The organism is Methylobacterium haplocladii, from assembly GCF_007992175.1.
GTDB lineage: Bacteria > Pseudomonadota > Alphaproteobacteria > Rhizobiales > Beijerinckiaceae > Methylobacterium > Methylobacterium haplocladii.
In genome coordinates this window covers 1-22,717 of record NZ_BJZT01000001.1, presented here as the reverse complement: position 1 = coordinate 22,717, position 22,717 = coordinate 1, and the positions used below count along the sequence as shown (strand labels likewise).

General features: G+C 67.4%; 17 protein-coding genes. 11 read left to right on the top strand and 6 right to left on the bottom strand.

From position 1 onward, the window contains the following. The first annotated feature begins 34 nt into the window (after nucleotides 1-34). Both MHA02_RS00085 and MHA02_RS00080 read left to right on the top strand, forming a co-directional pair. On the top strand, nucleotides 35-856 hold the full coding sequence (locus MHA02_RS00085; protein ID WP_147075938.1) for a transglutaminase-like domain-containing protein: 822 nt from the start codon (nucleotides 35-37) through the stop codon (nucleotides 854-856). A gap of 114 nt (nucleotides 857-970) precedes the next feature. Further along, entirely contained in the window at nucleotides 971-1,645 is a 675-nt protein-coding gene (locus MHA02_RS00080) for a L,D-transpeptidase (RefSeq protein ID WP_147075937.1), read from the top strand. Nucleotides 1,646-1,730: 85 nt separating this feature from the next. Here MHA02_RS00080 and MHA02_RS00075 read toward each other — a convergent pair whose 3' ends face one another. After that, nucleotides 1,731-2,066, bottom strand: coding sequence for a hypothetical protein (locus MHA02_RS00075; RefSeq protein WP_147075936.1), 336 nt, complete (start codon nucleotides 2,064-2,066; stop codon nucleotides 1,731-1,733). A gap of 220 nt (nucleotides 2,067-2,286) precedes the next feature. Continuing rightward, nucleotides 2,287-2,775: a phasin gene (locus MHA02_RS00070; RefSeq protein ID WP_147075935.1), complete on the bottom strand. Its 489-nt coding sequence runs from the start codon at nucleotides 2,773-2,775 to the stop codon at nucleotides 2,287-2,289. 216 nt (nucleotides 2,776-2,991) lie between these two features. Here MHA02_RS00070 and MHA02_RS00065 point away from each other — a divergent pair, with 216 nt between their 5' ends. From MHA02_RS00065 to MHA02_RS00040, 6 genes are all read left to right on the top strand, one after another. Further along, nucleotides 2,992-5,700 (top strand): PAS domain-containing sensor histidine kinase, encoded by a 2,709-nt coding sequence (locus MHA02_RS00065; protein ID WP_147075934.1) that lies wholly within the window; start codon nucleotides 2,992-2,994, stop codon nucleotides 5,698-5,700. A 211-nt stretch (nucleotides 5,701-5,911) separates the two neighbouring features. Continuing rightward, nucleotides 5,912-7,861 carry an acetate--CoA ligase gene (acs, locus tag MHA02_RS00060; protein ID WP_147075933.1) on the top strand — a complete coding sequence of 650 codons (1,950 nt, stop codon included), beginning with the start codon at nucleotides 5,912-5,914 and terminating at the stop codon, nucleotides 7,859-7,861. A gap of 150 nt (nucleotides 7,862-8,011) precedes the next feature. Further along, complete coding sequence (locus MHA02_RS00055) at nucleotides 8,012-8,392, top strand: DUF485 domain-containing protein (RefSeq protein ID WP_147075932.1); 381 nt, start codon at nucleotides 8,012-8,014, stop codon at nucleotides 8,390-8,392. Next, complete coding sequence (locus tag MHA02_RS00050; RefSeq protein ID WP_147075931.1) at nucleotides 8,389-10,089, top strand: cation acetate symporter; 1,701 nt, start codon at nucleotides 8,389-8,391, stop codon at nucleotides 10,087-10,089. The genes MHA02_RS00055 and MHA02_RS00050 overlap by 4 nt, the downstream gene beginning before the upstream one ends. 240 nt (nucleotides 10,090-10,329) lie before the next feature. After that, complete coding sequence (locus tag MHA02_RS00045; protein ID WP_147075930.1) at nucleotides 10,330-12,036, top strand: MFS transporter; 1,707 nt, start codon at nucleotides 10,330-10,332, stop codon at nucleotides 12,034-12,036. Between the two features lie 91 nt (nucleotides 12,037-12,127). Further along, nucleotides 12,128-13,243, top strand: coding sequence for a glycosyl transferase family 90 (locus MHA02_RS00040; RefSeq protein ID WP_147075929.1), 1,116 nt, complete (start codon nucleotides 12,128-12,130; stop codon nucleotides 13,241-13,243). On the opposite strand, the gene purH is transcribed toward MHA02_RS00040, so the two are convergent. The 3 genes from purH to MHA02_RS00025 form a co-directional block, all read right to left on the bottom strand. Further along, the gene (gene purH / locus MHA02_RS00035) at nucleotides 13,240-14,838 is read right to left on the bottom strand and encodes a bifunctional phosphoribosylaminoimidazolecarboxamide formyltransferase/IMP cyclohydrolase (RefSeq protein WP_147075928.1); all 1,599 of its coding nucleotides are present in this window, start codon (nucleotides 14,836-14,838) and stop codon (nucleotides 13,240-13,242) included. The two genes, MHA02_RS00040 and purH, sit on opposite strands and share 4 nt — an antisense overlap. Before the next feature lie 97 nt (nucleotides 14,839-14,935). Beyond that, entirely contained in the window at nucleotides 14,936-16,672 is a 1,737-nt protein-coding gene (locus MHA02_RS00030; RefSeq protein ID WP_147075927.1) for a heparinase II/III family protein, read from the bottom strand. A 146-nt stretch (nucleotides 16,673-16,818) separates the two neighbouring features. Next, complete coding sequence (locus MHA02_RS00025; protein ID WP_147075926.1) at nucleotides 16,819-18,195, bottom strand: RsmB/NOP family class I SAM-dependent RNA methyltransferase; 1,377 nt, start codon at nucleotides 18,193-18,195, stop codon at nucleotides 16,819-16,821. Nucleotides 18,196-18,278: 83 nt separating this feature from the next. On the opposite strand from MHA02_RS00025, the gene MHA02_RS00020 reads away from it, so the two are divergent. The 3 genes from MHA02_RS00020 to MHA02_RS00010 all read left to right on the top strand — a co-directional run bounded on the left by MHA02_RS00020 (nucleotide 18,279) and on the right by MHA02_RS00010 (nucleotide 22,188). Beyond that, nucleotides 18,279-18,533, top strand: coding sequence for a DUF1674 domain-containing protein (locus MHA02_RS00020; protein WP_373318374.1), 255 nt, complete (start codon nucleotides 18,279-18,281; stop codon nucleotides 18,531-18,533). A 385-nt stretch (nucleotides 18,534-18,918) separates the two neighbouring features. Continuing rightward, complete coding sequence (locus tag MHA02_RS00015; protein WP_147075925.1) at nucleotides 18,919-19,440, top strand: DUF1993 domain-containing protein; 522 nt, start codon at nucleotides 18,919-18,921, stop codon at nucleotides 19,438-19,440. A gap of 606 nt (nucleotides 19,441-20,046) precedes the next feature. Next, nucleotides 20,047-22,188 carry a helicase-related protein gene (locus MHA02_RS00010; RefSeq protein ID WP_147075924.1) on the top strand — a complete coding sequence of 714 codons (2,142 nt, stop codon included), beginning with the start codon at nucleotides 20,047-20,049 and terminating at the stop codon, nucleotides 22,186-22,188. Nucleotides 22,189-22,415: 227 nt separating this feature from the next. Here the strand turns inward: MHA02_RS00010 and MHA02_RS00005 are convergent. After that, the coding region (locus tag MHA02_RS00005) for an ATP-binding protein (RefSeq protein ID WP_308618882.1) at nucleotides 22,416-22,717 on the bottom strand (302 nt) is incomplete at its 5' end.

The following is a 22,717-nucleotide window of genomic DNA, read 5'->3' as shown; positions in this document are numbered from 1 at the left end:
CGCGCCGGCCTCCATCGCGGGACACGTTCGGCCAATGAAGATCAGGACCGGGTTCGACATCACCTTCGAGTCGGTGCAGCCGACGCCGATGATTCTGATGCTCAACGTGCATCCGTCCCGCGCGCCGGACCTGCTGACACCCGAGATCCTGGCCTTCGACCCGCCGACTTCGGTCCGGGTGTATCGCGACGATTTCGACAACATCTGCACCCGCATCGTCGCGCCGCCGGGCCGGGTGACCGTCTCCACCGATTTCCTGATCCGCGATACCGGAGAGGCCGACTTGGTCGTGCCCGAGGCGCGGCAGTCGGACGTGCAGGATCTGCCCGACGACATTCTCATCTACCTGCTCGGCAGTCGATACTGCGACACCGACAAGCTGGCGGCGACGGCCTGGTCGTTGTTCGGGAACACCAAGCCGGGCTGGACGCGGGTCCAGGCCATCGTCGATTACGTGCACCAACGCATCCGGTTCGACTATCAGCGGGCCGACGCGACCCGCACCGCCTTCGACGGTCACGAGGGCGGGGAGGGGGTCTGCCGCGACTTCGCACATCTGGCGGTGGCCCTGTGCCGTTGCATGAACATCCCGGCGCGCTACTGCACCGGCTACCTCGGCGACATCTGCATTCCGCCGGTACCGGACCCGATGGATTTCTCGGCATGGTTCGAGGTCTATCTCGACGGTCGCTGGTTCACCTTCGATGCCCGCCACAACACGCCGCGCGTGGGACGCATCCTGATGGCGCGGGGCCGCGACGCTGCCGACTGCGCGATCTCGACGAATTTCGGTGCCCAGCAGCTCGTCCGCTTCGAAGTCCATACAGACGAAGTGATCGCGGAAACCGCTGATTAGGTCTGGTGCCGGCGCGCACGACGCAGCGCTGCAAAATCGTCGAGGAGATGTGGAACCGCGTGGCTATGGTCACGCTTATACAGTCAAGATACATGCACAGGTAGGCATCCTCTCATGAAGACCCTGGCCACTGCCCTCGCCGGCGTCATCGGCGTCTGTGTTCTTGCGACCGCACCTGCGATGTCCACGCCCTACGACCCGTTCGGCACGAACGACGCGGACGATTACTACGCGGGCCAGACCTACTCCCGTGCCGGCGCCCAGCAATACGACCCCTATGCCGGCCAGTACGGCGCGTCCGCCGGGTACGGCCAGGGTGCGCAGGCCGCACCCCAGGCGCAGGTCGCCCCGATCCCGCGTGAGATGGTCCGCTTCGACCCGCGCTACACCCCAGGCACCATGGTTGTCTCGACCTCCGAGCGCCGCCTCTACTTTGTCACGGCTCCGGGCGAGGCGATCCGCTACGGCGTCGGCGTCGGCCGTCCGGGCTTCGAGTGGTCGGGCACCAAGAAGATCGTCGCCAAGAAGGAGTGGCCGTCGTGGGTGCCCCCGAAGGCGATGCTCGCCCGCCGTCCCGACCTGCCGCGCTACATGGCGGGCGGCGTCGAGAATCCGCTGGGCGCCCGCGCCATGTATATCGGCGGCACCGAGTACCGTATCCACGGCTCCAACGAGCCCGACACGATCGGTCAGGCCGTCTCCTCGGGCTGCATCCGCATGACCAATGACGACGTCTCGGATCTCTACGAGCGCGTCCGCGTCGGCGCAAAGGTCGTCGTCCTGAACTGACCGGCCCGAGCCGGCCTGACGGTTCAACCTACAAACAAAGCCCGCGCCGGTTGAACCGGCGCGGGCTTTTGGTCGGATGCGGCCGCTAAGGCACGACCCGGCCGGCCACGGTGTTGCCGCCGCTCAGAGGGGCGACCGGCGTATCGCAGAAGCAGCGCGCGCCCAGCGGCCGTGGGCCGGGCAGGGGGCAGGAGAACGGCTGCGGCCCGAGCAACCCGGGCTGCAGCGCGTCGCAGTTGAGACCGCTGAGGCGGCGCGGCGGCGGAAGCCGACGCTGCTCGTAGCGGTATTCATAGCCGCCGCGGCGCGGGGGAGGGCCATCGTAATCGCCTTCGTCGTCGTACTGGGCGCGGGCGCCCTGCGATCCGAGCGCGCCGAGAAAGATCGCGGCCGCGATGCTGAGACGATAAGCGGGACGCATGGAATCGACCTCTCTCGATGACGGATCGCCGCCTCGGAAACCGAACCGGCGCGCGTCTCGCTAGGGGCAGGGATCGGCCGAAAAAAGGCGAATCACCTGTGTGGGCACTCGCGGCAGCCCGCAAAAAAATCGGCCCCCTCGTTAGAGAGAGCCGATCGTCACGTTGGGCGTGAGGGCTGCGCTCCGCAGAGCGTGCCCGTTTCCGTATCGAAGCGAGGTCTCAGGCGCCCGGCTTCTTCTCGGTCGCCTTGGCAGCGGCTTCCTTGGCAGCGGCCGTGCTCTGATCGAAAGCCTGACGGGCCTCGTTCGTGCCCTGCTGGACGGCGGTCTTGGCATTCTCGGCGCCCTGCTGGATCGCGCTCTGCGCCAGGCCGCCGAACTCCTTGGCCTGGGCCTGGATGTTGGCGAACTGCGAACGGACGAACTCGGCCTGATGCTGCATCGCCTCCTGCACGTCCTTGGACCGCACGAGCTTCTGCGCGAGGTCGAAGGCCGCGTTCACGTTCTGCTCCGCGAACTCGAAGCTGCGCGACGACAGGGTCGTCGTGTTGGTGCGGGCGAGTTCGGCCGAGCCCTGAACGGTGTCGGCGGTCCGGCGCGCGGCGCCAAGGAACGAGTCGAAGGCCTTCCGGGCCTGATCGACGCTCTTCTCGGCGAAGTCGCGCATCTCGGCGGGGACTTCGTAGTTCGGATTCTGGGTGTTGCTCATTCTCGTAGCCCTCTCTGTTGCCCAACGTTTCATCATTGTGCAGTGCACAATAACATATAATTCATGCGGCGCCAGCCCCCTCCAGCGGCCGCCAGCCGCATGTTAGGGTTAAGCGTTGATTAACGTGTGTCAGATCGCCTTCGTGTCTATGACGGGGCCTTCAGAAGTTTCAGACTGAAACGCGGTCCCAACTCGTGACGCACAATTAGGCTCTTGATGTCCGACCGCGCAATGCAGGCCGACATCGGCGACGCGACGCTCGCGGCAGATGTCGCGCGCTGGGCGGCCGATCCCAGCCTCGCCCCCATCTTTACGACGCGCGACGGGATCCTTCTGGTCTTCGACGCCCGCGGCGAACGCGTGATCCATGCGTCCGACCATGGGACCGCCTTGCGGGCAGCGATCACCGATGCGGAAGGAGGCGTTGGCGTGTGGCGGCGGCTCGCCGAGCAGCTTCGATCGGCTGTTCGGTCCGAGCGCGGTGCACGTCTCGTCAAGCTCCGATTCGACACGCGTGGCATTGCCCGGCCGACCACTTGCCTGCTTGCGCGAGCGAACCGCGGCACCGACGAAGCCGTCCTATTGCTGGCACCGACGGAACCGGTGCCGGTCCTTCGCATACCCGCCACCGGTCCGCGGACTAGTGTGGTACGCGAACCGGTATCGCAAGCGGTTCCAGACGCGCCGCAGTTTGCGTCAGGGCGGTTCACCTGGCGCAGCGACGAGGCCGGAATCCTTACCCAGGTCACCGGCATCGGGTCCGACCTCGCCGCCCATCTCGCCGGGCGATCCTGGGAGGCATTGACCGAGAGCGGCGCGGTGATGGGTCCGAGCCTGCGTGCGGCACTCGGAGCACGGCGGACGTTTCGTGCGCTGCCGCTTCGTATCCGAAGGCCGGGAGCCGACCGCGAAATCGCGATCGAACTCTCAGGCGCACCCTCGGCACGTCCGGCACAGCCGTTTGCGGGCTTTTCCGGGTTCGGCGTCGTCCGTGAGACGCGTCCGCGTGAAAAGACGGCAATGATCGAACCGATGGAATCGCCGGCCGGCGAACGGCCGGTGGCGGAGTCGGGGCCAGCAGCCGTGGCCGGTTTCGCGCATCCGATCCCTCCCACGCAAGCCGACGATCGGGACGACGTAGACGTGACACTCGCGGCCGTCGGCGAAGTATCGGAGCCGCAGGCGCCCGAGCGCGAAATCACGCCGGAGCCTGACGAGTCGGCCGCAGCCGTCGACACCTTCATCGCGACCGACGAATCGACGGAAGACGCCGATCCGGCTTTTGAGGAGGCCGAAGCGCTGCTGAAAGGCCCCGACCTCTCGACGAACGAGCACGCGGCGTTCCGCGAAATCGCGCGAGCGCTCGGAGCCCGCTTCGCCGGCGACGACACGCCACTGCACGCCGAGTCTACGCTCGATCCCGAGCGGCGCGGCGCGGTGATGGCCTTTCCGGTGAGTGCGGCACGGAGCGCAAGCGCGGCGATCGACGCGGCGATCGTCTCCGCCTTGGACCGTCTGCCCGCGGGCGTCCTCATCCATCGCGACGCCGAAACGCTCTACGTCAACCGCCGCTTCCTCGAACTCGTCGACTATCCGGATCGCGGGGCTCTGCAAGCGGCGGACGCCCTCACGCACCTGCTCGGCCGGCTTCCGTCCCGGGACGATGCCGTCGAACGAGACACGCCGATCTCGGTGACCACCGGCGGCGGCGATCTGCTGGCCGTGATCGTCGAGCGATCCAAGGTCGACTGGGACGGCGGACCGGCCGAGCTCCTTCTGGTCCGCGCGGCCGCACAGGCCGATCGGACCCGCGAGCAGATCGCGCGGAGCCTCCTCCAGGAACGCGACGGCACCCGCGAGCGCGACGCCCGGGAGCTGCTCGACCATATCGCCGAGGGCGTCGCGACGCTCGACGACACCGGCCGGGTCCTAGCCCTGAACGAAAGCGCGAAGGCTATACTGGCAAGCGACGCCCGCGAGATCGTCGGAGGAACGCTCGCCGACCTGTTCAAGTCGAACAGCGCGCCGGCCATCGCTAAAAGCCTGCGCGAGGCACGGGAACACGGGGTTAGCGAGCCGCGTGAGGCAACGCCGCGCGCGCGCGCTGCACCGTTACATTTGCGCATCGCACGGCTCTCGGCGTCGAACAGCGCGCAGTTCTGCGTGACACTAAGCGAGGCCGGCGCATCGGCGCCCCCGGTACCGCGTCACGCAGAGCCAGAAAGCGGGCGTCGGGCCGATTTTCTGGCCCGGGTCCGCCACGAAATCCGGACGCCGCTGACCGGTATCCTGGCGCATGCCGAGGAGGTTCTTTCCGAGAAGCTCGGGCCGCTCGGTAGCGAACGCTACCGCGAATGCCTGCGCGATATCCATCATTCGGGCGAGCACGTGCTCGGTGTGGTCGACGACCTCGTCGATATCGCCCGGATCGAGGCTGGCCGCGGCGAACTCACCTTCACCGACATCGCGCTGAACGACGTCGTGTCGGGCTGTATCGCGATGATGCAGCCGCAGGCCGCGCGCGACCGCATCGTGGTGCGCACCAGCCTGTCGCCGGATCTGAGGCCTCTCGTTGCAGACGAGCGCTCCATGCGTCAGGCGACACTGAACGTCATCGCCAACGCGATCCGGCTCACCGAGGCCGGCGGCCAGGTCATCGTCTCGACGACGACCGCCGAGCGCGGCGAGATCGCCTTCCGGGTACGCGACACCGGCATCGGCATGACGCCGGAGGAGATCGAACGCGCGCTCGCTCCCTTCAGCCGGAGCGAGGTCGTTGGCGGACGGAACGGCACCGGGCTTGGATTGACGCTAACGAAGGCGCTCGTGGAGGCCAATCGCGGCCGTTTCCTGATCACGAGCCGCAAGAACGAGGGCACCCTGGTCGAGATGCTTTTCCCGCCCCCGCAGGCGCTGAGCGCCTGACTTCGCTTCACGATATCCCGGCGACCGGGAGCCGTCCCGACGCCTGAGACGGCAAAGTGAGCGTTTCGCCAGAGTCCGCCAAAGTCATACTAAATTCTACGTTTTTGGCGCTTGCCGCGCCGTTTCGTCGATGCAACTACATATGGAGTTGGAAGCCCCGGCTGCGCGGACCGTCGCGATACGATCGGGCACCTCACAGGGAAGAAACGGCATGACTGAACGGGTCGTCGACGTGCAGGACGCATGGCGCGAGCGCGGGCTCGTGGACGATGCGAAGTATCAGGAGATGTACGCGGCGTCCGTGTCGGACCCCGAGGCCTTCTGGGGTGAGCACGGCAAGCGCATCGATTGGATGACGCCGTTCACGAAGGTCAAGGAGACCAGCTTCGCGCCCGACAACGTCTCGATCAAATGGTTCGAGGACGGCAAGACCAACGTTTCCCACAATTGCATCGACCGCCACCTCGAGACGCGCGGTGATCAGGTCGCGATCATCTGGGAAGGCGACGATCCGAACGACGACAAGCACATCACCTACAAGCAACTTCACGGCGAAGTCTGCCGCTGGGCCAACGTCCTGAAGAACCGTGGCGTCGAGAAGGGATCGCGGGTCATCCTCTATCTGCCGATGATCCCGGAAGCCGCCTACGCGATGCTCGCCTGCGCCCGGCTCGGCGCGATCCACGCCATCGTGTTCGGCGGTTTCTCGCCGGATTCGCTGGCGAGCCGCATCAAAGGCTGCGAGGCCAAGCTCGTGATCACGGCAGACGAGGGTCTTCGCGGCGGCCGGAAGGTGCCACTCAAGGCCAATGTCGACGAGGCGATCAACCGCCTGGACGACGCTTCCGTCGACCACGTCGTCGTCGTGCGCCGCACCGGCGGCAACGTCGCCATGGAGGCTGGCCGCGACGTCTATTACGACGAGGCCGCCAAGGAGGTCACCGACGACTGCCCGGCCGTGCCCGTCGAGGCCGAGCACCCGCTCTTCATCCTCTACACCTCGGGCTCGACCGGCCAGCCCAAGGGCGTGGTTCACACCACCGGCGGCTATCTCGTCTACGCCTCGATGACGCACGAATACGTCTTCGATTACCACGAGGGCGACGTGTACTGGTGCACGGCCGATGTCGGCTGGGTCACCGGGCACAGCTACATCGTCTACGGCCCGCTCGCGAACGGTGCGACGACGCTGATGTTCGAGGGTATCCCGACCTACCCGACGAACGGCCGCTTCTGGGAGGTGGTCGACAAGCACAAGGTCAACATCTTCTACACGGCGCCGACGGCGATCCGCTCTCTCATGGGCGGCGGCGAGGCGCCGGTGAAGAAGACCTCGCGCAAGTCCCTGCGCGTGCTTGGCTCGGTCGGCGAGCCGATCAACCCGGAAGCCTGGGAGTGGTACTACAAGGTCGTGGGCGACGAGCGCTGCTCGATCGTGGACACTTGGTGGCAGACCGAGACCGGCGGCATCCTGATCACGCCACTGCCAGGCGCGACCAAGCTCAAGCCCGGCTCGGCGACGCGGCCGTTCTTCGGCGTCCAGCCCGTCATGGTCGATGCCGAGGGCAAGGAGCTCGACGGCAAGTGCGAGGGTAACCTCTGCATCAAGGACAGCTGGCCGGGCCAGATGCGCACGGTCTACGGCGACCACGAGCGTTTCGAGCAGACCTACTTCTCGACCTACAAAAACCTCTACTTCACCGGTGACGGCGCCCGCCGGGACGAGGACGGCTATTACTGGATCACCGGCCGCGTCGACGACGTCATCAATGTCTCCGGCCACCGCATGGGCACGGCCGAGGTCGAATCCTCGCTCGTGGCGCACAAGAAGGTGTCGGAAGCCGCGGTCGTCGGCTACCCGCACAACGTCAAGGGCCAGGGCATCTACGCCTACGTCACGCTCAACGAGGGCGAGGAGGGCGACGATGCGCTCCGCAAGGAGCTGGTGGCCTGGGTCCGCAAGGATATCGGCCCGATCGCTTCACCGGACCTGATCCAGTTCGCGCCGGGTCTGCCCAAGACCCGCTCGGGCAAGATCATGCGCCGCATCCTGCGCAAGATCGCCGAGGACGATTTCGGCTCGCTCGGCGACACCTCGACGCTCGCCGAACCGGCCGTCGTCGACGACCTCATCGAGAACCGGCAGAACAAGCCGAAATAACGGCAGCCGGACGGTTTCGACGGGTGCCCGGTGCGGGCCGCCCGACTTCGTCACCGTGACGGCGTCGAACGCCACAAGCGATCCGTCACGGCACAGCATCGCCGAAGGCCGGCCCGCCGCAGAGCGGTCAGGTCCATCGGGAGGAAAATCATGACAACCACACAGACGCTGGGGGCTACGAGGCCTCTCCAGCCCCATGGAAAACCCGACCTCGACGCCATCGATCTGCCCGATCCCGCCCTTCAGCGGGTCGCCAGCAACCCGACCTTCCAGACCCTGGTCCGCGAGCGTACGCGCTTCGGATGGGTCCTGACGATCCTCATGCTGATCGTCTATTTCGGCTTCATCGGGCTGATCGCCTTCGACAAGCCGCTCCTCGCCACGAAAATCGCCGGTACGGCGTCGCTCGGCCTGTTCCTCGGCGTCGGGGTGATCCTGTTCGCCTTCATTCTCACCGGTATCTACGTCGTGCGCGCCAACACGCGCTTCGACTCGCTGGCCGCCGAACTCGCCCGGAGCCTCGCCCGATGAGCCGCAATCACATCCTCGGAGCCCTCGGCGCAGTCGGCATTCTCGCGATTGCCGCCACGGTGGCGATGGCGGCCGGACCCGATCTCGGTCCGGTTACTCAGCAGGCCACGAACTGGCCTGCCATCGGCATGTTCCTGTTCTTCGTGCTGTTCACGCTGGGTATCACCTACAAGGCCGCCATGGGCACGAAGTCGGCCTCCGACTTCTACGCAGCCGGCGGCGGCATCTCGGCGGGCACGAACTCGCTCGCCATCGCCGGGGACTACATGTCGGCGGCGTCGTTTCTCGGCATCTCCGGCCTCGTCTACACGTCCGGCTTCGATGGGCTGATCTACTCGACCGGCTTTCTCGTCGGCTGGCCGATCGTACTGTTCCTGATCGCAGAGCGTCTGCGTAACCTCGGCAAGTTCACCTTCGCCGACGTGGCGTCGTTCCGGCTCGATCAGACCTCGATCCGCATCATCTCGGCGACGGGTACGTTGGTCGTCGTGGCATTTTATCTGATCGCGCAGATGGTGGGCGCGGGGAAGCTGATCCAACTCCTGTTCGGCCTGCCCTACCTCTACGCCGTGGTGATCGTCGGCGCGCTGATGATCATCTACGTCGCCTTCGGCGGCATGAAGGCGACGACTTGGGTTCAGGTCATCAAGGCCTGTCTGCTGCTGGGCGGCGCGACCTTCATGGCCGGCGCCGTGCTCTATCAGTACGGCTTCAGCCCGGAAAAGCTGTTCGCCGCCTCGGTGCAGACCCACCCTAAGGGCGATGCGATCATGGCGCCGGGAGCACTCGTCACCAACCCGATCGACTCGATCTCGCTCGGCGTCGGTCTCATGTTCGGCACCGCCGGTCTGCCGCACATCCTGATGCGGTTCTTCACCGTCTCGGACGCGCAGGCCGCCCGCAAGTCGGTGTTCTACGCCACCGGCCTGATCGGATATTTCTACATCCTGACCTTCATCATCGGCTTCGGCGGCATCGCCCTGCTGATGTCGGACCCGAGCTACTTCAAGCTCGGCGCGGACGGCACCACCTACGACAAGATCAAGGACATGATCGGCGGCACCAACATGGTTGCCGTCAACCTCGCCAACGCAGTCGGCGGCCCGTACTTTCTCGGCTTCATCTCGGCGGTGGCCTTCGCGACCATCCTTGCGGTGGTGGCGGGACTGACCCTCGCCGGCGCCTCGGCGGTGAGCCACGATCTCTACGCCATGGTCATCGCCCGCGGGCGCACGACGGAGGCTGCCGAAATCCGTCTGTCGAAGGTCTCGGCGGTGGGCATCGGTATCGTGGCGATCATCCTCGGCTACATCTTCGAGAACCAGAACGTCGCCTTCATGGTAGGGCTCGCCTTCTCGGTGGCGGCGAGCTGCAACTTCCCCGTTCTGGCCATGTCGATCCTGTGGCGCGACACCACGACCTGGGGCGCGTTGCTCGGCGGTCTCGTCGGTCTGATCGCTGCGGTTGTGATGGTGGTGCTGTCGGACGCTGTCTGGGTGAAGACCTTCGGCCATCCCGCGGCGCTGTTCCCCTATGCCAATCCGGCCCTGTTCTCGATGCCGCTGGCCTTCCTGACGATCGTCGTGGTCTCGAAGCTCGACAACACGCGCCGAGCCCAACGCGAACGGGCCGCCTTCGACGCCCAGTTCGTGCGCTCGGAGACGGGAATCGGGGCAAGCGGGGCTCACGCCCACTGACCGAAGACGGTCGATCGGCCCCATACGAAAAGGCGCGGCGTGAGCCGCGCCTTTTTCAATGGCAAAGCTGTGTCAAAGCGGTTCCGCACGTGTCGCCGGACGCATTCGTCCTTGGGCTGCGATCGACGCGGCGGTAACATTACCGTGTACGTCGGTCATGCTCTCGGGAGGGGGCCGGCGTCGATAATCAGAACAAGAGCGGGCCCGCATGAAACGGGCCGCAGGATGGAGGAAGGCGAGATGGCCGTGGCAACCGCAGGGTCGCAGGTGGCGGATGCCACACGACCGATGACATCAGCCGAGAAGAAGGTCATCCTGGCCTCGTCCCTCGGCACGGTGTTCGAGTGGTACGACTTCTACCTCTATGGATCGCTCGCTGCGATCATCGGCGCGCAATTCTTCTCGGCCTACCCGGAATCCACGCGCAATATCTTCGCACTACTCGCATTTGCTGCCGGATTCCTGGTGCGCCCGTTCGGCGCCCTGGTCTTCGGCCGTATCGGCGATCTCGTCGGGCGCAAATACACCTTCCTGATCACCATCTTGATCATGGGCCTGTCGACCTTCGTGGTCGGTATCCTGCCCAATGCCGAGACCATCGGCATCGCCGCCCCGATCATCCTGATCACGCTTCGCCTGCTCCAGGGACTGGCCCTCGGCGGCGAATACGGCGGCGCCGCGACCTACGTCGCCGAGCACGCCCCCCAGGGCCGTCGCGGTTTCTATACGAGCTGGATCCAGACCACGGCGACGATGGGCCTGTTCCTGTCGCTGGTCGTGATCCTCGCCACCCGCACCTACACCGGCGAGGACGCCTTCAAGGCCTGGGGCTGGCGCATTCCGTTCCTCGTCTCCGTCCTGCTGCTCGCCGTCTCCGTCTGGATCCGGACCAAGCTCAACGAGTCGCCGGCCTTCAAGAAGATGAAGGAGGAGGGCACCACCTCGAAGGCTCCGCTGACGGAGGCCTTCGGCCAGTGGAAGAACGCCAAGTTCGCACTGATCGCCCTGTTCGGCCTCACCGCGGGCCAGGGTGTGGTCTGGTATACCGGCCAGTTCTACGCGCTGTTCTTCCTGCAATCGATCCTCAAGGTCGACGGCTACACCTCGAACCTGCTGATCGCCTGGTCGCTACTGCTCGGCACCGGATTCTTCGTGTTCTTCGGCTGGCTCTCCGACAAGATCGGCCGCAAGCCGATCATCCTCGCCGGATGCCTGATCGCGGCAGTCTCCTACTTCACGGTGTTCCAGCAGATCACCCTGCTCGCCAACCCGAGCCTGGAGAAGGCTGTCGAGACCGTGAAGGTCAGCGTGATCGCCGACCCGGCGGAATGCGGAAGCCTGTTCAATCCGGTCGGCACCCGCAAGTTTACGGCACCCTGCGACCTTGCCCGCGACTACCTCGCCAAGTCATCGGTGAAATACAACACCGAGGCCGGACCGGCCGGTCAGCCGACCAAGATCAAGGTCAACGACACCGAGGTGGTTTACGCAGCCGGCACGCCGCCGGCCGACTTCGCCAAGGCCGCCGCGGCGGCACTCCAGGGCGCGGGTTATCCGAAGCCGGGCGATGCCGAGATCGTCAAGATGTCGAACCCGTTCGATATCTTCCGGCCGCAGGTGGCCAAGATCATCGGCCTGCTGTTCGTGCTCGTCCTATTCGTGACGATGGTCTACGGCCCGATCGCCGCCGCACTGGTGGAGCTGTTCCCGACCCGGATCCGCTATACCGCGATGTCGCTGCCCTATCACATCGGCAACGGCTGGTTCGGCGGCCTGCTCCCGGCCACCGCCTTTGCGATGGTGGCCGCGACCGGCGACATCTATTACGGCCTCTGGTACCCGATCGCCGTCGCGGTGATGACCTTCGTCATCGGCATCATCTTCGTACCGGAGACGAAGGATCGGGACATCTTCTCCGAACTTGAGACGCCGGCTCCGCGCCGCTGAAGACTGACGCGGGTCGGTGGCATCGTGCTGCCGACCCGTGGAACGGTTCCGGTCCGGCTTTCCCGCGTCGACCGCGTGTTGAGAAGGCCGAATGCTCAGTTTCGATCGAATCCGTCCGCTGCTCAAACCTTTCGCGAGGCGGTCGATCCGCAGCCCGATACCGTCGGCGCAGAGCGAGGCCGAACGGCAGGCTGCGATCTACCGCGAGCTCAAACCGGCTTTCGCTGCGCGGGAATCGGGCATCCCGGAAGCTATCGTCCGCCAGGAATACGGCCTCGACGCCCGTATCGTATTCGACCCGGCGTTCACGCTGCACCCGACCTGTTTCATCCTCGCCGTACGAGACGGCCGCGTCACGTTCCGGTTCTCGACCGTGATGAGCGACGACGGGCTTTCGATTATGATCGTGGAGCGCTGGTGGGGGATCCTGCCCTTGATCGAGCGGCTCGTCTCCATCTGCGGCGACCGGCCGGTCGAGACGGTGTTCAACCTTAACGACGAGGGCGTCGCGGAAGGTCTCACGTTCTGTGACAACCGGCCGAGTTTCTCGCTCATCCCCGATTGCGTGTTCATCGGCACGAAGGGCTACCACGAACAGCGGGAACTCTACGCCGCCCGGGCCATCGCCTGGGACGACAAGTGCGACGTGGTGTTCTGGAGAGGCACGTCGACCGGGCGGCCGTCCGGGGAGCGGCACGAACTGCCGCGGATCAGCCTGTGCCGGCTATGCCAATCTGATCCATCGGGTCTTTACGACGTCGGCCTGACCGGCCTCGTCGATCATGGCGCGGACGAGACCGGAGAACGCCAAAGTCGGTCGCTCCTGAGCGGCTTCGTGCCCTGGCAGGACTTCGATCGCTATCGTTATCACATCGATATCGACGGCCACACGAACTCGTGGCCGGGCCTGATGTTCAAGCTTCACTCGGGCGGCCTCGTCTTCAAGGTCGATCCGCCGGCAGGCCACCGGCAGTGGTACTATGAGCGGCTGAGACCCTGGGAGAACTACGTTCCCGTCAAGAGTGACCTCAGCGACCTGTTCGATCTGGTCGCGTATTTCCGCAACAACGACCCAGTCGGCCGCGCCATCGCCGAGGAGGGCCGGCGGCTGGCTCAGTCGATGGAGTTCGCGTCCGAACTCGACATCGGCGTTCGTACGATCCTCGGACGATGCGCGCGGGAACAGTACGTCAGCAGTCGGCTTTAGTGCCGAAAATGCCGGATACCTGTGAAGACCATCGCCAGCCCGGCCTCGTCGGCGGCGCGGATCACCTCGTCGTCGCGCATCGAGCCGCCGGGCTGGATCACTGCCGTCGCCCCGGCCTCGGCCGCGGCGATAAGGCCGTCGGCGAACGGGAAGAAGGCGTCTGAGGCGACGACCGAGCCCTTGGCGAGACTGTCGGCCTCACCGATGCGCCTGGCGCCTTCGGCCGCCTTCCACGCGGCGATCCGTGAGGAATCGACCCGCGACATTTGCCCCGCCCCGATGCCGACCGTGGCACGGTCCCGTGCATAGACGATCGCGTTCGACTTGACGTGCTTGGCGACGCGATAGGCGAAGCGCATGTCCGAAAACTCGGCCTCGGTCGGCTGCCGCTGCGTCACCACCTGCAGCGGCATGTCGTCGACGACCGCGCCGTCGCGGCCCTGGACGAGCAGCCCGCCGGCCAGCGTGCGCACGGTCTCGCCCGTTGCCCGCGGATCGGGGAGGGTGGCGGCGAGCAGCAGCCGCAGGTTCTTCTTGGCGCCGACGATCGCCATGGCCTCCTCGGACGCATCCGGCGCGATGATGACCTCCGTGAAGATCTGGACGATGCTTTTGGCGGCTTCGGCGTCGAGGGTGCGGTTCAAGGCGACGATGCCGCCGAAGGCCGAGGTCGGGTCGCAGGCGAGAGCGCGCTCGTAGGCCTCGAGCAGGCTCGACGCCTCGGCGACGCCGCAGGGGTTGGCGTGCTTGATGATCGCCACCGCCGCCGAGCGCGCCGCGTCGAATTCGGCGACGCATTCATAGGCCGCGTCGGTATCGTTGAGGTTGTTGTAGGACAGTGCCTTGCCCTGGATCTGCCGCGCGGTCGCAATGCCGGGCCGCGCGAGACCAGGCGAGCGGTAGAAGGCGGCCGACTGGTGCGGGTTCTCGCCGTAGCGCAGGCTCTGGCCGAGCGTGCCGCCGAAGGCCCGGAAGGCCGGCGCGTCTTCGCTGGCGATCTCGCCGGCGAACCAGTTGGCGATGGCTGCGTCGTAGGTCGCGGTGCGGGAAAACGCCTTCTGCGCGAGCCGGCGGCGCGTCGCGGCGCCGACGCCGCCATCGTGGGTTTCGAGCTCGGACAGGATGACGGCATAGTCCGCGACGTCGACCACGACCGTGACGTCGGCGTGGTTCTTGGCCGCCGCGCGGATCATCGCCGGGCCGCCGACATCGATGTTCTCGACGTGCTCGTCATAGGTGCTTCCCTGCGCCAGGGTCGCCTCGAACGGATAGAGGTTGACCACCAGCAGGTCGATCGCCTGCAGGCCGTGTGCGGCGAGGGCCGCCTGATGCTCGGGATTGTCGCGGATCGCGAGCAGGCCGCCATGCACCGCCGGATGCAGCGTCTTGACCCGCCCGTCCATCATCTCGGGAAAGCGCGTCAGCTCGGAGACTTCCGTGACCGGCAGCCCGGCCTCGGTCAGCGCCTTGTGCGTTCCGCCGGTGGAGACGAGGGCGATTCTGCGCTCGGACAGGGCGCGGGCGAACTCGACCAGGCCGGTCTTGTCGGAAACCGAAAGCAGGGCGCGGGTAACGGGGGTGGCGTCGCGCGGCATCAGGCGTGTCGTCCGGTCGTCGGCATGTCAGGAATGCGCGCCGGTAGCACGGAACGCGCCGGCCAAGCCAGCCGGACGACGACAATGGCCGATGCCGTCAGGCTGCCGGCCGGCCCGCTGCGGCATCGGTTTGTGTGAACTGCCAGCGCACCCTCGCGCCCTCGGTCACGGTGAGGTGCAGAACGATCTGGGAGGTCCGGCGGGCGCCGGCCACGCCCGCGAAGAACACGCTGTCCTCGATCGCGACCTCGGCGCCCTCGGATGCGAAGTGCCAGACACCGCCGAGCGGTGTCGTCAGCACGATCCGGCCATCCGTCTCCCCCCGCGCACTGACCGTTGGGTGCAGGTGGAAGCGGATCGCGACCTCGCGGGGGCGGCCCTTCGCGCGGCCCTCGCGCCGGAAGGCGTCCTCGCCGTCGACGCGGCTGCCGTCGAGGGAAAGATCCCAGCGGCGCTCGTGGATCACGCCGAAGGGGTGCTGATAACCGTCGTGGCGTCCAGCAAGAATGGCCCGATCGGGCGCGTTGTGTCGCTCGATCGTCACCGGACCGGGTCCGCGCAGCACGATCGGCCCCCAGCGCTTCAGCAGCCAGCGGCCGATGACCCGCCGGCCCCACCAGCCGTCCTCGCCGGTCAGGAAGCGGCAGGAGGAAGTGTCGGCGACGCAGGCGGTCGAGTGCGCGGCGGTGCTGCGCGAGACGCGCCGCTGCTCGCTTCCGCTTGCCGGTGCGCCGCAATTGACGACGAGGCGCTGCAGGCCGCTCGACATCTCGAACGAGAGGCATCCCGCGCAGGCGAGCCGCGAATACGAGTGCCGGGGCGGCCCGCCGACATCGGCGACGAGCATCAGCCGGCCGCCTTCGAGCCGCTCGTAGCCCGAGAACGGCGCATGCCGCTGCGCCTCGATCATGGCGCCGTCGTAGATCAGCAGCGTGGTGAGATGGTCGGCCTCCGTGGTGCCCATGCCGTTGAAGTGGCTGAGCGAAGCATCGCCCTGGCGCATCAGGCGCAGCATCGGCAGCATCCGATCGATGGCCCGCAGGAGCGCCTCCGGCGGATCGAGGCTGCGGCTGAGGAAGCTCTGGCGGAGCGGCAGCAGATCGAGCAGCAGTTCCACCACGAAGCGCGCGTTGCGGCTGCGATGGCCGCCATCGGGCAGGATCTGACGATCGAGCTCGCGGGACAAAACGCGCGTCGCCCGCCGCAGGATCGGTTGCAGCCCGTCGCAGCAGAGCCCGGCATAGCAGAGCGCCACTGCCGCGAGCAGCCGCGAGGGCCGCTCCGTGCCACGGCGCAAGGCACGCTCCAGATCCCGGGCGCCGCGCCCGATTGCCTTGAGGAAGGCCTGGTAGAAGGCGTGATCCGCGCCCTCCAGCACCAGCGGAGACTGGCACAGGAACGCGATCAGCCGCCGCGCCGCGATCGGCACCGGACGCGCCAGAGCCGGATCGCCGCGGTTGGCCAGGAAGTCGGAGACGAAGGCGCGCGCGTTGGCGCGCGCCAGGGCGGTGTCGGCGGCGCGCAGGTGCCGCAGCCAACCGAAACCGTAGAGCACCTCGGCCCATTCGGGCGAGGGCGGATCGTAGTCGAAGGGCGAACGGCCGCTGACGGAGAGTGAGCGCCCGGCGAAGACGAACAGCCCGGAATAGATGTCGTCGGCGAAGGTGGCGTCGCTGGTGCGAAGGTCGTGCGGCGCGATCACCAGCGCCGTCACCCGTGCCCGCGCCAGCAGGTCCGGCGGTGCGGTGACGCGTGCGAACGCGCTACGCACCGAGCGCACCGCCTCGCGCATGGCGAGCCGATACAACACCCAGCGCTCATGGCCGCGCGCCACGCCGTACCCTCTCGTTGGTGTGGTCCGGGCAATCCCGAAGGGACGGCGGCGACTGGACCCGAGGCCCATCGGTCAGATTACCGGTCGCCTCTTAACCATCCGCTAACGCTGTGTCGCCCGGCGTGAGGCCCCTGCGACGCCGGCGATCACGCCGTCCGGCGCAGGCGGCTCGCGAAGAAGCCGTCCAGACCGCCCCGGCGTGCCCCGGTCTCGCCGCTGGACGAGAGCGGAAGATGGCAGGGCAGGGTGCGCAGGTCGCCCTGGACGTCGATCATCTCGACCTGCCCGGCGACTTCGTCCGCGGTAACGGGCACCCGCTCGAACTCTGGGTGACGCTCCAGGAAGCCGGCGATCTGTTGCTCGCCCTCCTCCGGCTCCAGCGAGCAGGAGCAGTAGACCAGCCGGCCGCCAGGCCTGACGAGCGTCGCCGCCTTGTCGAGGAGGCGGCGCTGCAGGCCGGCGAGGCGAGCGATGTCGGTCTCGGTCTTGGTCCAGGCGACGTCGGGATGGCGGCGGATCGTCCCGGTGGCTGAGCAGGGCGCGTCGAGCAAGATTCCGTCGAACGGTGCGTCCACGTCGAGCGTGGTCGCATCGGCAACGCAAATCTCGGCGCCCAGCCCGAGGCGTTCGAGATTTTTTCGCAGTCGGTCGAGGCGAACGCCTGAGCGATCGACGGCGAGCACCGCGGCCCCGGTTACCGCGAGCTGCGCGGTCTTTCCGCCGGGTGCGGCGCAGAGATCGGCGATTCGCTCGCCCGGCGCGGCCTGCAGCAGACGCGCGGGGAGGGCGGCGGCCGCATCCTGGACCCACCAAGCCCCCTCGGCGTAGCCGGGGAGCGACGCCACCGGCGTGTCGACTTCGGCGAGCCGGACGCTGCCGAGGCCGAGTGCCACACCGCCGAGCGTCGTCGCCCAGGCCGCAGCGTCCTCGCGGATCGTCAGATCGACGGCAGCGCCGTCGAGATGCGCGGCGGCGATCCGATGGGCGGCGTCCTCGCCATACGCGGCACGCCAGCGGGCCGCGAGCCAGTCCGGCGTGTTCACGTCGAGGGCATCGCCGGCATTCGCCAGGATGGCATCGCGCTCCCGCGTCACCCGCCGCAGGATGGCGTTCACGAGACCGGCGCGGTAGCGGAGCTCCAGGTCGGCCTTGGCGAGCCGCACGGACAGGTCGACGGCGGCATGGTCCGCCACGGCGAGGTCGAGGATCTGGGCCGCGCCGGTGGCGAGGAGCGCGAGCAGCCGCGGATCGTCCTCCGGCAGGCCCTGGCTCAAGCGCTCGGCGAGGACCGCGCGCAGCAGGCCGAAGCGCCGAAACGTCGCGGTGGCGATGGCCCGCGCGAGCGCGGCCTCACCCGGTTCGAGGCCGCCGCCGGTCTGCGCCAGCGCATCCTCCAGCGCGAAGGCCCGCCCCTTGCCGAGAAGCCCCGCCACGGCCTCGTGCGCCGCGCGCCGCGCCGCGAGGCCCGCAACCGGGCCTTCCGGCACGTCGCTGGGGGGGGCCGCGTTGCGGCGTGCCGTCATGAATGCCACTTTCTGAGAGAAGCGCGTACTGCGATGTTCCTTCGGACGCAGTCCCATCCGCAGCGACGCGACGCAAGAGAGCGATGACAAGAGCCGTCATGCACGACGATACGCCCACCACCGCGACGCCGCCCGAGCGGCCCCCGCCCGAAGGCCAGCCGAGCCGCGTCCTGACACCCGCGGCCCAACGTGCATTGGCCGAGGCGGCCGAGCGCCGGGCTGCCATCGATGCCCGCGCCGCCGAGATCGCGGCCACACGTGAAACCAGCGGCCGAGGCGGCCTCGAACCCGTCCGCTACGCCGACTGGGAGGTAAAGGGCATCGCCGTCGATTTTTGACGATCACGGCGCCGTCAAAAGCCGCCGCGCAGCACTTCCTCGGCGAAACCGGCTTTCGCTCCGCCATGCCTGCCGTCGGAACCGATCACCTCTACGCCGATGGCCGCCACGATCGTTCGATAGCCCAGGACCCGGTCCCGACAGGACCAGAGCCAGATCGGACTCTGGTTATGAACGGGGGCAATCAAGGGGGAAGGTCAGCGGAAGTTGGCTCTTGCCCAAGTGCGGTCGTTCCGGCTTCGGCCCTTGCCAACCGCCCGGACCACCTTCGTCACTTCTCCAAAGCGGCCGTTCGTCGGCCGTCCGGCAATTTCGCTCGATACATCTTTGCGCGGTGTGCGCCTTCTCACCGCGTCTTCGTTGGCAGGTGCCTTAGCCAGCCTGGATGAGCATCAGCATCCACGACGTCAGCGTCCCGGTCTTCGTCAACGCGCTTCGCAGCATGAGCGCGTGGCTCGACAAGGCAGCATCGGAAAAGCCGGAAGCCGACTTGCTCATCGGGCGGCTGGCTCCCGACATGAGGCCCCTGCCGGCCCAGTATCAAATGGCGTCCGACAGCGCGAAGAACGCGGTGGCACGGCTCGCCGGAATCGAAGCGCCCTCGATGCCCGACGTCGAGGCCACCTTCGCCGAACTCAAGGAGCGCTGTGCCAGGACGATCGCCTTCGCCGAGGGCATCGATCCGGCCGCGCTGGCCTCGGGCGCGGAGCGCGAGGTGGAGCTGAAGTTCCCGAACGGCATGGGATACCGCTTCACCGGGCAGGCCTATCTCACTGGTTTCGCGCTTCCGAATTTCTTCTTCCACGTCACCACAGCCTACGGGATACTCCGCAGCGCTGGCGTGAGCCTCGGCAAACCGGATTTTCTCCAGCATCTCGGGCCGCCGAACATCCGCACCGCGACATAGGCGTTCACGCTCCCCGGACCCGAAACCGATCTGCGGGATTCGTGGCGCGTGACGGCGTCGCCCCGGCAGTCTCCCGGTCGTCGATTGAGCCTTAGCAGCGCCGGCGCGTTCACTCCCGTGTCCTCACCCGAACGGGAGCCCCGATGTCGAGCCTGCGGGTTCGTGTGATCGAGTAGAACATCGGTCGATCCCGAGATTGGCCTCGACGAGGTCACTGACGCGCTTCGTCGGCAGGCGGCCGACCTCGTTGGCATTGGTCTCACTCGGACGATGCCCGAGGTTCGAGGATCAGGCCGATCCAATCGAGGCGCTTCATTGCGAGCCTGGCTGGCGCTATCTCGCCTGGAAGCTGACCTCGACGAGCAGGTCATCGACTACGGATGCCGTCGCATCGAGATGCGGAACTTCATCTCAGCCCTGCTCGATCACGGAAGGAGCTCAAGCCAGTCGGGATCGGAGCGGTCTGCCGTATTGCATCGATCGCTGCGCGTGATCGATGGAACGGCTGATTGCGATGTCCAATCCGGGGCCCACGACATGGCCGTGCGTCGAGACGCGCCGCCCCCGCGTGCTTGATCTGCAGCCGCGCGCCCGAAAGGGTGGAGCATGGCCCGCAAGCGCAACCACCTCACAACCGACATTCTGGCAGATGCCCTGCATCGGCTTGGGATCGGAGCCGCTGCGGTGGACCGCGAGGCGTTGCGCCTTCGCATGGACCTGCCCGAGCTGAACGGCTTCGTCGAAGACGAAACGGTCGCCGCCGCGCTCCGGGACGGCGGGGCCCGGCGTGCCTTCGCCGAAACGGGCGTCGCCGCCCTGCGTTCGACGATCCCGGCGCTGCGGTCTGAACCGGGGCGCGACGACGACCGCGTCTGGCGGCTTCGGGTGAGCATCCCGCTCCTCGACGACGGCCGACTCGATCTCCGGCTCGACGTTCCCCCCGGCGAGACGGCCGCGGAGATCCTGGAGGAGATGGCGTTAGGCAACGACCCGGCCCGACGGCTGGACGACCTGCGCGCGGCTCTTGCCGAGACGGCTGCGGAACGCGAAGGCACGTTGCGCCGGGCGGTCGCCCGGCTGCGCGAGCTGATCCGCGACGATCTTCACGAGATCGGCGCGGATGCGCCGACATACATCGCCCCTCTCGACCGAACGTTGCGGGCCCGCGTCTTCACGCCGTCGCCCAACCTCGCGCACGCCATCGGCGACACGCTCAAGACCGTCCGCACCCGGGCGAAGGTGGTGGCGCGCGAGGAATCCGGCCGGCGGCGCCTGCGCGACCGGGTCGGGTTCGGCGGCTACATCGACAAGTTCGTGCCCGCCCGCCGGTTGAACCGGCGGATCGTCTTCCACATGGGCCCGACCAATTCCGGCAAGACCTACGCGGCGCTCGAGGCGCTGGCGAGGGCGCAGACCGGCACCTACCTCGCGCCGCTGCGCCTGCTCGCCCTGGAGAACTACGAAGCGCTGCTGGAGCGCGGGCTTCGCGCCGGCATGGTCACCGGGGAGGAGATCTTGGGCGAGCCCGACCCCAGCCACACCGCCCGCACCATCGAGACAGCGGATCTGCGCCACCCGGTCGATGTCGCGGTGATCGACGAGATCCAGATGCTGTCCGACCCGGACCGCGGCTGGGCCTGGACCAACGCGCTGTTCGGAATCCCGGCGAACACCGTCATCGTCTGCGGCTCGGACGACGCCCTGTCGCATGTCCGCCGCGCGGCGGAGGCGGCCGGCGAATCCCTCGACGTCGTGACCTTCGCGCGCAAGACGCCACTGGTGGCGCTGGATGCGCCCGTCCCCCTCGAATCCGTGCAGCCGGGAGACGCCGTCGTCGCCTTCTCGCGCCGGGCCGTACACGAGAACCGCGAGACCCTGGTGGCGGCCGGGCGGAGCGTCGCGACGATCTATGGCGCTTTGTCCCCGGAAGTGCGCCGCGCCGAGGCGCAGCGGTTCCGCGACGGCGAGGCCGAGGTGTTGGTCACCACCGACGCGATCGGCATGGGCCTCAACCTCGGGCCGCTCAAGCGCGTGATATTCTCCGCAATTATGAAGTGGGACGGCACGGCGACACGCGCGCTCACCAACCCGGAGATCCGCCAGATCGCTGGTCGGGCCGGGCGTTTCGGCCATCAGGACGAGGGCCACGTCACGGCGACCGACGATGCGAGCCTCGGGCCGATCCGCGACGCGCTCGCCGGCGCCCCGACGGCACCTGCTGCCGACACCCGGTTCTACGTCAGGCCGGATCTGATCGCGATCGAGGCGGCGGCCCTGGAACTCGGCACAGCGTCCCTCGCCGAGGTGCTGGCCCACTTCTCGCGCGCCACCTTCTACGATGGTTCGGCGTTCCAGCCCTCCGAGATGGAGGAAGCGCTGGAGGCCGCGCGGGCGGTCGACAAGGCGCGACTGCCGATCCGCGAGGCCTTCGCCTTCGCGGTCGCCCCGATCGACCGCCGCGACGCGATCTCGAAAGCCGTGCTCGACCGCTGGGTCCAGGCCCGCGCGGCAGGCGCTTCGGTCCCTGCGCTGCGGGCCAGCGTCGACGGCGAACTCGACGGCCTCGAGCGCACCGTCAAGCTCGCCGCCGCCTATCTCTGGCTGGGCCGGCGCTTCCCCGACACGTTCGACGAGGTCGAGGCAACGAAACTGCTGCGCAGCCGTGCCAACGCAGCGATCGAGGCACAACTTCGGAAAACGGCGTCGCAGAGGGTCGCCGCGCGGCGCAGACCTCGCGCAATGGCCTGATGCGGTGATCGCGCCGGGCACCTGACATAGGGTGTGACGTACAGCGCGCGCCGCCAAATTCGTAGCTTTGCACCCTGGAAGCAGAGCGGAAGAAATCCACCCAACCGGTCGTACATCGGATCGGTAGGTGGCGACCTCGAACAGCCCTTCCGGTAGCGACCCAACCCAGTCCCTCCCGGTCATTCGATGAAGCTCGACAGAAGACGCTTCGAGTGAAATGCCGCTTGTCAAATCAAGGCGGATACGTCGCTGCAGCGGTCCGAGGCGAATATTCTTGGACGGAATTTAGGGCGCCATCTCTGATCGCGGAAGGTGAGTTCGAACCGCGCTCGCGCTGAAGGCGCATCTCCCAACTGGACCTTGGCGCTATGCAGTTTAGCGATTGCCGCCACCAGGCCGTTCCCGACGGTCTGGCGGGCCGGTTCGGAGCGGTAGAAGCGGCTGATTACCCTGGAGCGCTCAGCTTCCGGAATGCCGGGACCGGTCTCGTCCACGGTCGCCAGTACGGTGTCTCGTTGCCTCGCTAGCT

What these genes read in the sequence shown, in the direction of transcription:
- MHA02_RS00085 (WP_147075938.1), top strand. Translation starts at nt 35, where the DNA reads ATGAAGATCAGGACCGGGTTCGACATCACCTTCGAGTCGGTGCAGCCG.
- MHA02_RS00080 (WP_147075937.1), top strand. Translation starts at nt 971, where the DNA reads ATGAAGACCCTGGCCACTGCCCTCGCCGGCGTCATCGGCGTCTGTGTT.
- MHA02_RS00075 (WP_147075936.1), bottom strand. Translation starts at nt 2,066, where the DNA reads ATGCGTCCCGCTTATCGTCTCAGCATCGCGGCCGCGATCTTTCTCGGC.
- MHA02_RS00070 (WP_147075935.1), bottom strand. Translation starts at nt 2,775, where the DNA reads ATGAGCAACACCCAGAATCCGAACTACGAAGTCCCCGCCGAGATGCGC.
- MHA02_RS00065 (WP_147075934.1), top strand. Translation starts at nt 2,992, where the DNA reads ATGTCCGACCGCGCAATGCAGGCCGACATCGGCGACGCGACGCTCGCG.
- acs (WP_147075933.1), top strand. Translation starts at nt 5,912, where the DNA reads ATGACTGAACGGGTCGTCGACGTGCAGGACGCATGGCGCGAGCGCGGG.
- MHA02_RS00055 (WP_147075932.1), top strand. Translation starts at nt 8,012, where the DNA reads ATGACAACCACACAGACGCTGGGGGCTACGAGGCCTCTCCAGCCCCAT.
- MHA02_RS00050 (WP_147075931.1), top strand. Translation starts at nt 8,389, where the DNA reads ATGAGCCGCAATCACATCCTCGGAGCCCTCGGCGCAGTCGGCATTCTC.
- MHA02_RS00045 (WP_147075930.1), top strand. Translation starts at nt 10,330, where the DNA reads ATGGCCGTGGCAACCGCAGGGTCGCAGGTGGCGGATGCCACACGACCG.
- MHA02_RS00040 (WP_147075929.1), top strand. Translation starts at nt 12,128, where the DNA reads ATGCTCAGTTTCGATCGAATCCGTCCGCTGCTCAAACCTTTCGCGAGG.
- purH (WP_147075928.1), bottom strand. Translation starts at nt 14,838, where the DNA reads ATGCCGCGCGACGCCACCCCCGTTACCCGCGCCCTGCTTTCGGTTTCC.
- MHA02_RS00025 (WP_147075926.1), bottom strand. Translation starts at nt 18,195, where the DNA reads ATGACGGCACGCCGCAACGCGGCCCCCCCCAGCGACGTGCCGGAAGGC.
- MHA02_RS00020 (WP_373318374.1), top strand. Translation starts at nt 18,279, where the DNA reads ATGACAAGAGCCGTCATGCACGACGATACGCCCACCACCGCGACGCCG.
- MHA02_RS00015 (WP_147075925.1), top strand. Translation starts at nt 18,919, where the DNA reads ATGAGCATCAGCATCCACGACGTCAGCGTCCCGGTCTTCGTCAACGCG.
- MHA02_RS00010 (WP_147075924.1), top strand. Translation starts at nt 20,047, where the DNA reads ATGGCCCGCAAGCGCAACCACCTCACAACCGACATTCTGGCAGATGCC.